This window comes from Micromonospora sp. DT44 (genome assembly GCF_049841635.1).
Classification (GTDB): Bacteria; Actinomycetota; Actinomycetes; order Mycobacteriales; family Micromonosporaceae; genus Micromonospora.
Map to the genome: position 1 here is coordinate 59,149 of NZ_JBNCKS010000039.1, position 11,187 is coordinate 70,335.

Genomic DNA, 11,187 nt, shown 5'->3' on the forward strand with positions numbered 1-11,187 from the left:
CTCGGCCCGTGCCCGGTGCGGGCCGTGCCCCACGGCACGCTCGCCAGCTCCGCAACGCGCGGCGCCCGCCACGAGTCGGAGAGGTCGAACGGAGCCCTCATCGGCTGCGTGGCTGACCCGCTGCCGTCACGTTCGCCGGTGGTAGTGGTTGCGGCGGGGGACCTGTTCCGGGTCGAGCCAGGCCGGTGGAACGAATTCGGGGTGGCCGTCGCCGCCCAACTGGACGGCCCACTCGCCACGGTGGATGTGGCGGTGATGGTGGCCGCAGAGCAGCACCGCGTTGGCCAGGCTGGTGTCGCCGCCGTCGGCCCAGTGCCGGATGTGGTGGGCGTCGCACCAGCGGGGCGGTCGGTCGCAGCCGGGGAAGGCGCAGCCTCGATCGCGCAGGACCAGCGCGCGGCGCAGGGGGCCGGTGACGAGTCGGCGCTGGCGGCCGACGTCGAGCGGCTGGCCGGCGCTGCCGAGCACGGCCGGCAGGATCGCCGCGTCGCAGGCGAGCCGCCGCACGGTCTTGGCGGTAAGCCCGAAGCCGGCGTCGAGGGTGCCCGTGCCGAGCTGCCGGACCAGGCCGTCGAAGCTGGTGGTGACGACGAGCTGGGTCGGGTCGCCGCCGTGCTCGGGCAGCTCGCCGGTGCGCAGGGCGAGTCGGCAGAGGTCGCCGAGGGCGTCGTGCCGCCGTTGCCCCGGTGACCGGTGGTCGTCCTGACCGGAGGGTGCGGTCAGTGGGTCGATGGCGGCGCGGAGCAGGCCGGCGGTCTCCGTGTCGAGGGTGCCGCTCAACCGCAGCCGGCCGTCGGTCAGCTCGGACAGGGTGAGGTGACGATCCCGGGTGGCTCGGCGGGCTTCGGCGTCGAGGGCGGCCTTGGCGGCGGCGTCGGCGACCTCGGGTGCGACATGGTCGAGGATGCGGGTGGCGAGCTTGCGCAGCAGCGTGGGGTCGAACTGGCCGGCCCAGTCGACGAGGACGCCGACCGCTCTGGTGGCGATCTCCGTGCCGGCGGCGGCCCGCACGGTGTCGACGGTATCGGCGATGACGCGGGCCTGCTCCAGGCTGACGTCTCCGTCGGCCAGCGCCCGGCGGACCTCGGGAACGCTCGTGTCGAGGGCGTGAGCGGACTCGACCAACCGGCGGGCCGCGGGAACGGTCAACCGCAGGCGGTCGCGCAACCAGACCGCCGTCGACGACGCGCCCTGCGCCAGGGCCGTGCCCCGGCCGTCCAGCTCGCGCACGAGGGTCAGCTTGACCGCCGCGAGCTGCTGCTCGAGCCGGTGCGCGGCGTCGAGCGCGGCCACCAGGTCATGCTCCGCGAGGGCCCAGGCGGGCGCGGCGGCGGCATCCGCGACCGCGCCCCGCGCCTGCGCCAACTCTTCGATCACACCCCGAGACTAGAACAGGTGTACGACAAAACCAGTCACCATGATCAATGAGGGCGACCTCGCGACCCGACCGGGGGCGCACGGCGTCGATGTAAAACTTTCTAGACACGATGTCAAAGAAGCCATACTATGAGCGTGTCAAGAATTCTTTACAGCAGGAGGCGGTCGTGACGCACGAGGAGAAACGCGCCTGGATCATGCTGGTGGTCAGCGTGGTGGGCTACGCCGCCTACGCAGCCGTGGTCCTGAACCGGGCCGACGGCGGCCCGCTCACCACCACGCCGTACGCCGGGGTGCTGTTGCGGACCATCGGCGGGGCCGTCGTCGCGAGCATCGTGGCCGAGATCGGGATGGGTGTGGTGAACCCGGGCGCCTCCCGTGCCAAGGACGTCCGTGACCGGGAGATCGGACGGCTCGGTGACCACGTCGGCCAGGCCTTCGTGGCCATCGGCGCGGTGTCGGCGATGCTGATGGCGTTGGCCGAGTGGGACTGGTTCTGGATCGCCAACGTCATCTACCTGTGCTTCGTCCTGTCGGCGGCGGTTGGCGCCCTGGCGAAGGTGATCGTCTACCGCAAGGGTGTCCCGCAGTGGTGAAGCCGACCCGCGTCACGAACAACATCCGCGCGCTGCGCTTCGCGCACGGCGAGATGACCCAGGCCGAGCTCGCCGAGCGGATCGGCGTGACCCGACAGACCGTCATCGCCATCGAGCAGAGTCGCTACTCGCCGTCGCTGGAGATGGCGTTCAAGATCGCGCGCTTGTTCGACGCTCGTCTCGACGACGTGTTCCAGTACCCGGAGGAGGCGGCACCGTGAAAGCCATCGTCCAGGACAGCTACGGCCCGGCCGACGTGCTCCACCTCCGCGACATCGACCAACCGGCCGTGAACGACGAGGAGGTCCTCGTCCAGGTCCGCGCCGCCGGGGTCGACCCCGGAGTGTGGATCTTCATGACCGGTCGCCCCTACCTGGCGCGGCTGGCCGCCGGGCCGCGCCGGCCCCGGGTTCCGGTGCGCGGGCGGGACCTGGCCGGGGTGGTGGTCGCGATCGGTGCCCGGGTGACCCGGTTCCGGCCCGGCGACGAGGTGTTCGGCACGTGTCCGCGCGGCTCGTACGCCGAGTTCGCGAGCGCGCCGGAGCGGCGGCTGGCCCGCAAACCGGCCAACCTGTCGTTCGCGCAGGCCGCCGCCGCGCCGGTCTCCGGGATGACGGCGCTGCGTGCGGTCCGCGACAGCGGCGAGGTACGCCCAGGGCAGCGCGTGCTGGTCATCGGCGCATCCGGCGGCGTCGGGTCGCACGCCGTGCAGATCGCCAAGGCGTACGGGGCGACGGTCACCGCCGTCTGCGCGCCGGCCAGGGCCACGTTCGTACGCGGCCTCGGCGCAGACGACATCCTCGACTACACCAGCGAGCAGGTCGACAGCCGTGGCCCGATCTACGACGTGGTCATCGACACCGGCGGCGATCGGCCGGTCTCTCTCCTGCGCCGCGCCCTCACCCCACACGGGACACTGGCGCTGGTCGGCGGCACGTACACCAAGGGTCCCGTGCTCAGCGGGTACGACCGGCAGATGTTCCGCGCGCCGCTGCTGTCCCTGTTCGTCGGTCAACGCCTGCGTAGCGTGAGCGCGGTCGAGCGCACCGCGGACCTGAGCGAGCTGGGGAACCTCATCGAATCGGGGGCGCTCACCCCGGCGGTCGACCGCACCTATCCTCTGGCCCAGGCGGCGGACGCGATCCGCCACCTCCGGCACGGGCACCCGGCGGGGAAGATCGTCGTCACCGTGTGACGCGCCGGCCACCGCGAACCACCGTCGCCGGGTGACGGGGGTGGACGTGACCCACCCCCGCCAACCCAGGTCGCTGGACGATCAGAAGGTGTGCTCGGCGGCCGGGAACTCGCCGCCCCGGACCTCCTCGGCGAAGCGGCGGGTGGCGTCGGTGAGGACGTCCGCGAGGTCCGCGTACCGCTTCACGAAGCGTGGCGCCTTGCCGGTGCGCAGGCCGGCCATGTCCTGCCAGACGAGCACCTGGGCGTCGGTGTCCGGGCCGGCGCCGATGCCGACCGTGGGGATCGCCAGTTCGTGGGTGATCTGCTTGGCCACCACGCCCGGCACCATCTCCAGCACCACCGCGAACGCGCCGGCCTCGGCCACCGCCCGCGCGTCCGCCAGCACCTCGTCGGCCGTGTCGCCGCGGCCCTGCACGCGGTAGCCGCCCAGGGTGTGCTCGCTCTGCGGGGTGAAGCCGATGTGCGCCATCACCGGGATGCCGGCCCCGACGATCGCGGCGATCTGCGCGGCGCAGCGCCGGCCGCCCTCCAGCTTCACCGCGTGGCAGCCACCCTCCTTCATGAACCGGACGGCGGTGCGCAGCGCCTGGGCCGGGCCCTCCTCGTACGAGCCGAATGGCAGGTCACCGACGACGAGGGTCTGCCGGGTCGAGCGCACCACGGCCCGTACCAGCGGCAACAGGTCGTCGGCGGTGATCGGCAGGGTCGTCTCGTAGCCGAACACGTTGTTCGCGGCCGAATCGCCGACCAGCAACACCGGTACGCCGGCCCGGTCGAAGATCCCCGCCGTGTACTGGTCGTACGAGGTGAGCATCGGCCACCGTTCGCCGCGCTCCTTCGCGGCGATCAGGTCGCGGGTGCGGACCCGACGGGTGGCCGGTCCGCCGTACAACGCGGTCACCTCGCGCGGAGTGGACTCGATCATGACTGTCTCCCTTCCTCGAGGCCGCCTGCGCGGTCCCCGGGCTTCGCCGATCGTCGCACCGCGCGACAGCCTGGCGGCAGGGCCCAGTGGAAGATGTCACTCGCGAGGCGCGGGACGTCAGCCGTGCTCGCGCCACCGGTTCGTGATCGGCAGTCGACGGTCCCGGCCGAACGCCTTCATGGAGATCTTCGTGCCCGGCGCGGACTGGCGTCGCTTGTACTCGGCGGTATCCACCAGTCGCAGCACCTTGTCGACCACGGCCGGGTCGTGACCCGACTCGACCAGCCCGTCGCGACCCAGGTCGCCGTCGACATAGCCGATGAGGATCGGGTCCAGCACGTCGTAGTCGGGCAGGGAGTCGCTGTCGAGCTGGCCCGGGCTCAACTCGGCGCTCGGCGGCTTGCCGATCGAGTTCTCCGGAATGGGGGCGGTCTCGCCGCGACGGGCCGCGTCCGCGTTGCGCCACTTCGCCAGACGCCACGCCAGCGTCTTCCAGACGTCCTTGATCGGGTTGAAGCCGCCGACCGAGTCGCCGTACAGGGTGGAGTAGCCGACCGCCAGCTCGCTCTTGTTGCCGGTGGTCAACACCAGGTGGCCCTCCTGGTTCGACAGCGCCATGAGGATGACACCGCGTACCCGGGCCTGGAGGTTCTCCACGGCGATCCCGGACAGCGAGAGGTTCGCCAGGAAGGCGTCCACCATCGGCTGGATCGGCTCGACCCGGTAGTCGAGCCCGGTGCGCTTCGCCAGGTCGGCGGCGTCCTCGCGGGAGTGCTCGGAGGAGTGCTGGCTGGGCAGCGACACGCCGACCACCCGGTCCGGGCCGAGCGCGTCGACGGCGAGGGCGGCCACCACCGCCGAGTCGATGCCACCGGAGAGGCCGAGCACCACCGACGCGAACCGGTTCTTGTTGACGTAGTCGCGCAGACCCAGCACCAGCGCGTGCCAGACCTCGGCCTCGTCGGCGACCGGCTCGATCAGCCCGCCGGTGACGGCCGGGCCGGACGGCGCGGGCGGAATCGCCTCCACCGTGTGGTGCGACACCCGCATGCCGTCCGCGACGCTGTCGCCGCCCGGGCTCGTGGTGGCGGCCGGCAGCTCGACGTCGTGCACGAGCAGGTGCTCGACGAACTGCGGGGCGCGGGTGAGCAGCTCACCGTCGGCGGTCACGATCATCGAGTCGCCCTCGAAGACCAGCTCGTCCTGCCCGCCGATCATGTTGACGTACGCGACAGTGGCGCCCGCCTCGGCGGCCCGGCGGCGGACCAGCGGCAGCCGGATGTCGTCCTTGTTCAACTCGTACGGCGAGCCGTTGATGTTGACCACGAGGCCGACGCCGGCCTGCCGGGCGGCGGCGAACGGCCCGCCGGCCTGCCACAGGTCCTCGCAGATGGTCAGCGCGACGTCCACCCCGCCGATCCGCACGACGGTCAGCTCGTCCCCGGAGACGAAGTAGCGGTCCTCGTCGAACACCCCGTAGTTGGGCAGGTGGTGCTTGAAGTAGCGGGCCACCACCTCGCCCCGGTGCAGCAGCGCGGCGGCGTTGCGGGCCCCCCGCCCCGGCTCGGCGTCCCCACTGACCTGCGGCGGCCCATCGGCGTCCAGGTAGCCGACCACGACCGGCAGGTCACCGAGACCGTCGCCGGCGAGGTCGGCCGCGAGCTGCCGCAGCGCGGCCTGGGACGCGGCGACGAAGGACCGCCGGAAGACCAGGTCCTCGACCGGGTAGCCGGTCAACATCATCTCCGGGAAGAGCACCAACTGGGCGCCGGCGTTGGCGGCCTGGCGGGTCCAGCTGCGGACCAGGTCGGCGTTGCCGGTGAGGTCGCCGACGCTCGGGTTGACCTGGGACAGGGCGAGACGCAGGGTGGGCATGTCCTCATCTTGCCTCAGCTGCGGCCGAGCAATCCGTACCCTCGGACGAGACGGCGGCCACGCGCGGACGCCGTCTCGCATCGGTACCGCTCGCCGGACGGGACGCGAGGGGACGGGCGGCGGCGGTTCGCGTAACGTCTGCGTAACCAGGCCCGGGAACACTGGGCGGTCAGGTCGGGCGCAGCCCGGCCAAGGCGGACAAAGAGTGTCGCGAGGGGTTGGGGAAGTGGACCGTCAGCAGGAGTTCGTCCTCCGTACGCTGGAAGAGCGGGACATCCGGTTCGTCCGGCTGTGGTTCACGGACGTGCTGGGCACGCTCAAGAGCGTCTCGGTGGCGCCCGCGGAGTTGGAAGCGGCCTTCGAGGAGGGCATCGGCTTCGACGGCTCGGCGATCGAGGGCTTCGCACGCGTCTTCGAATCGGACATGGTCGCGATGCCCGATCCGACCACCTTCCAGGTCTTCCCGTTCGAGGGTGGGGTCAGCGGCGAGAGCGCCCGGATGTTCTGCGACATCCTGCTGCCCGACGGCGGGCCGTCCTGGGCCGACCCGCGGCACGTGCTGCGCCGCGCGCTGTCCAAGGCGGCCGAGAAGGGCTTCACCTTCTACACCCACCCCGAGATCGAGTTCTTCCTGCTCGAGAACGGCCCGCAGGACGGCTCGGTGCCCACCCCGGTGGACACCGGCGGCTACTTCGAGCACACCACCCACGCCGTGGCCCGCGACTTCCGTCGCCAGGGCGTGCTGGCGCTGGAGCGGATCGGCATCTCGGTGGAGTTCAGCCACCACGAGGTCGCGCCCGGCCAGCAGGAGATCGACCTGCGCTACGCCGACGCGCTGACCACCGCCGACAACATCATGACCTTCCGGCACGTGGTCAAGGAGGTCGCGCTCTCCACCGGCGTGCAGGCCAGCTTCATGCCGAAGCCGTTCACCGACCAGCCCGGCAGCGGCATGCACACCCACCTGTCGCTGTTCGAGGGCGAGCGCAACGCCTTCCACGACGGTGGCGACCCGATGAAGCTCTCCAAGGTGGCGAAGTCCTTCATCGCCGGCCTGCTGATGCACGCCCGGGAATACACGGCGGTCACCAACCAGTGGGTCAACTCGTACAAGCGGCTCTTCCCGCAGGCCCTGCCGGACCGGATCACCGAGAGCCCGGCGTACGTCTGCTGGGGTCACCTGAACCGCTCCGCGCTGGTCCGGGTGCCCGCGTACGGCAAGCCGAACTCGGCCCGGGTCGAGGTCCGCTCGCTGGACTCGGCGACCAACCCGTACCTCGCCTTCGCGGTGCTGCTCGGCGCGGGCCTCAAGGGCATCGAGGAGGGCTACGAGCTGCCGCCGGGAGCCGAGGACGACGTCTGGTCGCTGAGCAGCGCCGAGCGCCGCGCCATGGGGTACGAGGCGCTGCCGGAGAACCTCGCCGAGGCGATCGACGTGATGGCCGAGTCCGAACTGGTCGCCGAGGTGCTGGGCGAGCACGTCTTCGACTTCTTCCTGCGCAACAAGCGGGCCGAGTGGGAGCAGTACCGCCGCGAGGTCACCCCGTACGAGCGGCAGCGTTACCTGGCGCTGTAGGAGAGGGCATCGGCGCGGGGCTGACGCGCTTGCCCGCTGCCGCTATCGTCTCGATCACCGCGCCGGTACCCCTTCCGGGCGGAGAATCGGGAGGCAGTCGGTGCTGGAGGACCTGCTCAGCGGTGCCTGGCAGAGCGTCGTGTTCGGGATCGTGGGCGTCGGGCTCATGGCGGCCGGGTTCGGGCTCGTCGACCTGCTGACCCCGGGGCGGTTGCGCGAGCTGATCTGGGTCGAGCGCAACACCAACGCGGGGCTGCTGCTCGCCGCCAACCAGCTCGGCATCGCCGGCATCGTCTTCACGGCGATCCTCACCAGCTACAGCGACTTCGCCAAGGGGCTCGCCTCGACCGTGGTCTTCGGACTGGTCGGGCTGGCCATCATGGCGCTGGCCTTCTTCGTGCTGGACCTGCTCACCCCCGGCAAGCTCGGCGAGGTCATCTGCTCGTCCGAGCCGCACCCGGCGGCCCGGGTCAGCGCCGCCACACACTTCGGCGCCGCGCTGATCGTCTGCGCCTGCATCGCCTGAGCCCGCACCGCCTGAGCCCGCACCGCCTGAGCGCGGGCGTCGTACCCCGGTCGTAGCGTGCCGGGCATGAACCGTACGGACCGCCTCTACGCGCTCGTCGAGGAGCTGCGGGCGGTGTCGCCGCGGCCGCGCAGCGCGCGCTGGCTCGCCGTGCGCTTCGAGGTGAGCAGCCGGACCATCGAACGGGACATCGGCGCGCTCCAGCAGGCCGGGGTGCCGATCTGGGCCGAGTCGGGGCGTACCGGCGGTTACGTCCTGGACCGCGCCCACACCCTGCCGCCGGTCAACCTGACCGCCGCCGAGGCGGTCGCGATGGCCGTGGCGCTGCACCGGCTCGCCGGGTCGCCGTTCGCCGGGCCGGGCGCCACCGTCCTGCGCAAGCTGCTGGCGGTGCTGCCGGCCGCCGACGCCGCCGAGGCGCACCGGCTCGCCGGCCGGGTGCACCTGATCGGCGACGGGCCGGCGACGCCCGTCCCGGCCACCGTCGCCCACGCGGTCACCGCGCGGCGGGTGCTGCGCATCCGGTACGCCGACCGCGCCGGCGTCGACTCGCTGCGGGACGTCGAGCCGCTGGGCTACCTCGGCAACTCCCACCACTGGTACCTGGTGGCCTGGTGCCGCCTCCGTGCCGAGGTGCGATGCTTCCGCACCGACCGGATCCGCGAGGTCGAGGCCCTGCCAGAGGCGGTGCTCCGGGACCTCCGCCTGGAGGACCTGGACATCCCGCATGAGCGCGTCCGCGCGCTGAGTCTGGTCTGAGCGCGCGGTCCGGGCGGCCCATCCGGCCGGGTGATCGGAAAACACCGACAGGACGGTGTCGCGGACGACGTCGAAACTCCTCCGGAGACGGCCGGACGGCCGGCAACGCGAAGACCTGGAGGCAGTATGTCCGCGACGCCCATCACGTGGTTCGAGATCGGCACCGACCGGCCGGAGGAGGCGGAGCGCTTCTACGGCGATCTGTTCGGCTGGACCTTCAACGAGGAGGGCTCGGCCGACGGCGGTTCCTACCGGGTGACCGGGGCCGGTGGCGACACCGGGATCGGCGGCGGAATCCGGGCGACCGGCGGCACGTCGCCGAACTACGCGATCCTCTACGCCGAGGTGGCCGACGTCGAGGAGACCTGCCGGCGGGCCGAGGCGGCCGGCGCCCAGGTGGTGGTGCCGGCCCGGACCACGCCCACCGGGCTCACGTTGGCCCAGCTGATCGACCCGGTCGGCAACCGCCTGGGCGTGTTCGCGTCTCCACCCGCGCAGGGCTGACGCTGACGGGTCCGTGCCGTGCCGGGCGGGGTCCGTCCGCGCCCGGCCTTCCAGGACATGATCGACTCCAGATCGCCGATGTGGCGGTGTCCGAGTGCGATGGACACCGCCACATCGGCGAAACGGAGTCGATCATGTCCTGGGGCCGCCTGGGGCCGCCTGGGCCGCCTGGAGCACGGCCCAGGCTTGCGGCGCTGATCAACTCGACGTCGTGGAAGTCGGGGTATCCAGGACCGCCGAACACCCCGAATTCACGGAAGTCGAGTGGATCAGGCAGGGCCGCTCTGTCCGGCGGGTCCGCCGTGGCCGAGTGGGCCGCGGTGGCCGCCCGGGAAGCCGCCCGCGCCGCCCGGGAAGACGCCGGCCTCGACGGCCTTGGTGATGGCGTCGGCCTGCTCCTGGGTGAGCTTGCCGTCCTTGACGGCCTGGTCCAGTCGCTCCTTGAGCGCGGCCTTGCGATCCTCGGCGGAGTGGCGCTGCGGCCGGTCAGCCGGCCGGTGCTGCTCGCGGATCTTCTCCAGCGCGGCGGTCACCTTGTCGGTGGGCACGCCCAGCTCCTTGGCCAGTTCCTCAGCGAACTGACCCTGCCGGTCGGCCTTGGCCCCGGGCGCCGGAGCGGTGCTGGCGCTCGGCGTCGGCGAGTCGGCGGCGAAGGCGATCGTCGGGGCCGCGATCCCGACGCCGAGGACGCCGGCGGCGGCCAGGCCGGCCAGCATGTGCTTCCTACTGATGGTGCGGGACATGCTTTCCTCCAGAAGGCTAGGTGATACGCGATGTCGTCACCGACAGTGACGGGTCAGCCTGGGTGCGACCCATGGCGAACCTGTCAGCGGGCTGACAATCGAAGGCGGAAATCGGTTGTGCTGTCGCTTGTCGGGCGGTCAGGGTCGGTCCACCGCCAACGAAGGGACGTACGCCGAGATGAGATTCGAGATCCGGGAGATCGCACTGGTCGAGCCGGACGTCGGTCCGTACGGCATCACGGTCGGGCCCGACGGCGCGCTGTGGCTGACGTTGGTCCACGGCGGCGGCATCGCCCGCCTTGACCCCGACGGCTCGGTCCGAACCCATCCGCTGGAGCCGGCCGGCGGCCGCCCGTTGATCATCACGACGGGTCCGGACGGTGCGCTCTGGTTCACCCGCTCCGGTGATGACCGGATCGGTCGGATCACCGTCGACGGCGCGCAGCGAACGGTCGCCCTGCCGGCCGGTACCGGGCCGGGTGGCATCGCGGCCGGACCCGACGGGGCGCTCTGGTACGCGGGGATGACCTCCGACACGATCGGCCGGGTAACCACCGACGGCACGGTGACCGCCTTTCCACTGCCGGTCAGCGGCGGGTTCCCCTCGATGATCACCGCCGGCGCGGACAACGCCCTCTGGTTCACCCTCAACCGCGCGAACGCGATCGGCCGGATCGCCCTCGACGGCACGGTGAGGCTGTACCCGTTGCCCACCGCGGACGCCGGACCGGTCGGCATCGCCCTCGGCCCCGACGGTGCCATCTGGTTCGTGGAGATCACCGCCGGCCAGGTCGGCCGGATCACGCCGGACGGCGTGATCGACGAGTTCCCGCTGCCGGACCGGGCCGGGCGCCCGCACGCGATCGTGGCCGACCCGGCGGGTGGGGCCTGGTTCACCGAGTGGGGCGCCAACCGGATCGGCCACCTCGATGCGACCGGACGATTCGAGAGCTACGCCCTACCCACCCCGCACTCGGAACCACACGGCATCGTCCACACCCCCGACGGAGTGTGGGCAGCCCTAGAAACCGGCGCACTAGATGATCGATTCCAAGGGATGTGGGACCGCAAGTAGACGCGAGGGCGTCCATGATCGGCGTTGTCTAGGC

The 11,187-nt window shown here is 71.8% G+C and carries 12 protein-coding genes; 8 read left to right on the forward strand and 4 right to left on the reverse strand.

Annotated features, from left to right (window positions below; genetic code table 11):
• Window positions 1–126: 126 nt before the first annotated feature.
• The gene (locus ACLQ25_RS22155; RefSeq protein ID WP_425732709.1) at window positions 127–1,377 is read right to left on the reverse strand and encodes a DUF222 domain-containing protein; all 1,251 of its coding nucleotides are present in this window, start codon (window positions 1,375–1,377) and stop codon (window positions 127–129) included.
• Between the two features lie 167 nt (window positions 1,378–1,544).
• Between ACLQ25_RS22155 and ACLQ25_RS22160 the strand changes: the two genes are divergently transcribed.
• The 3 genes from ACLQ25_RS22160 to ACLQ25_RS22170 are packed head-to-tail and all read left to right on the forward strand — an operon-like array spanning window position 1,545 to window position 3,168.
• Window positions 1,545–1,973: a hypothetical protein gene (locus ACLQ25_RS22160; RefSeq protein WP_425732710.1), complete on the forward strand. Its 429-nt coding sequence runs from the start codon at window positions 1,545–1,547 to the stop codon at window positions 1,971–1,973.
• Window positions 1,967–2,194: a helix-turn-helix transcriptional regulator gene (locus ACLQ25_RS22165; RefSeq protein ID WP_425732711.1), complete on the forward strand. Its 228-nt coding sequence runs from the start codon at window positions 1,967–1,969 to the stop codon at window positions 2,192–2,194. The genes ACLQ25_RS22160 and ACLQ25_RS22165 overlap by 7 nt, the downstream gene beginning before the upstream one ends.
• Complete coding sequence (locus ACLQ25_RS22170) at window positions 2,191–3,168, forward strand: NAD(P)-dependent alcohol dehydrogenase (RefSeq protein WP_425732712.1); 978 nt, start codon at window positions 2,191–2,193, stop codon at window positions 3,166–3,168. The genes ACLQ25_RS22165 and ACLQ25_RS22170 overlap by 4 nt, the downstream gene beginning before the upstream one ends.
• An 81-nt stretch (window positions 3,169–3,249) precedes the next feature.
• On the opposite strand, the gene panB is transcribed toward ACLQ25_RS22170, so the two are convergent.
• Window positions 3,250–4,095 carry a 3-methyl-2-oxobutanoate hydroxymethyltransferase gene (gene panB / locus ACLQ25_RS22175; protein WP_425732713.1) on the reverse strand — a complete coding sequence of 282 codons (846 nt, stop codon included), beginning with the start codon at window positions 4,093–4,095 and terminating at the stop codon, window positions 3,250–3,252.
• A 117-nt stretch (window positions 4,096–4,212) separates the two neighbouring features.
• Entirely contained in the window at window positions 4,213–5,970 is a 1,758-nt protein-coding gene (locus ACLQ25_RS22180) for an NAD+ synthase (RefSeq protein WP_425732714.1), read from the reverse strand.
• Between the two features lie 226 nt (window positions 5,971–6,196).
• Here ACLQ25_RS22180 and glnA point away from each other — a divergent pair, with 226 nt between their 5' ends.
• The 4 genes from glnA to ACLQ25_RS22200 all read left to right on the forward strand — a co-directional run bounded on the left by glnA (window position 6,197) and on the right by ACLQ25_RS22200 (window position 9,335).
• On the forward strand, window positions 6,197–7,546 hold the full coding sequence (gene glnA / locus ACLQ25_RS22185; protein ID WP_355051478.1) for a type I glutamate--ammonia ligase: 1,350 nt from the start codon (window positions 6,197–6,199) through the stop codon (window positions 7,544–7,546).
• A 100-nt stretch (window positions 7,547–7,646) separates the two neighbouring features.
• Entirely contained in the window at window positions 7,647–8,072 is a 426-nt protein-coding gene (locus ACLQ25_RS22190; protein ID WP_355051479.1) for a DUF350 domain-containing protein, read from the forward strand.
• A gap of 66 nt (window positions 8,073–8,138) precedes the next feature.
• Window positions 8,139–8,831, forward strand: coding sequence for a helix-turn-helix transcriptional regulator (locus ACLQ25_RS22195; RefSeq protein WP_425732715.1), 693 nt, complete (start codon window positions 8,139–8,141; stop codon window positions 8,829–8,831).
• 126 nt (window positions 8,832–8,957) lie between these two features.
• Window positions 8,958–9,335 carry a VOC family protein gene (locus ACLQ25_RS22200; RefSeq protein WP_425732716.1) on the forward strand — a complete coding sequence of 126 codons (378 nt, stop codon included), beginning with the start codon at window positions 8,958–8,960 and terminating at the stop codon, window positions 9,333–9,335.
• A 269-nt stretch (window positions 9,336–9,604) separates the two neighbouring features.
• On the opposite strand, the gene ACLQ25_RS22205 is transcribed toward ACLQ25_RS22200, so the two are convergent.
• Window positions 9,605–10,078 (reverse strand): hypothetical protein, encoded by a 474-nt coding sequence (locus ACLQ25_RS22205; RefSeq protein ID WP_425732717.1) that lies wholly within the window; start codon window positions 10,076–10,078, stop codon window positions 9,605–9,607.
• A 178-nt stretch (window positions 10,079–10,256) separates the two neighbouring features.
• Between ACLQ25_RS22205 and ACLQ25_RS22210 the strand changes: the two genes are divergently transcribed.
• Window positions 10,257–11,153 (forward strand): virginiamycin B lyase family protein, encoded by an 897-nt coding sequence (locus ACLQ25_RS22210; protein ID WP_425732718.1) that lies wholly within the window; start codon window positions 10,257–10,259, stop codon window positions 11,151–11,153.
• Window positions 11,154–11,187: the final 34 nt, after the last annotated feature.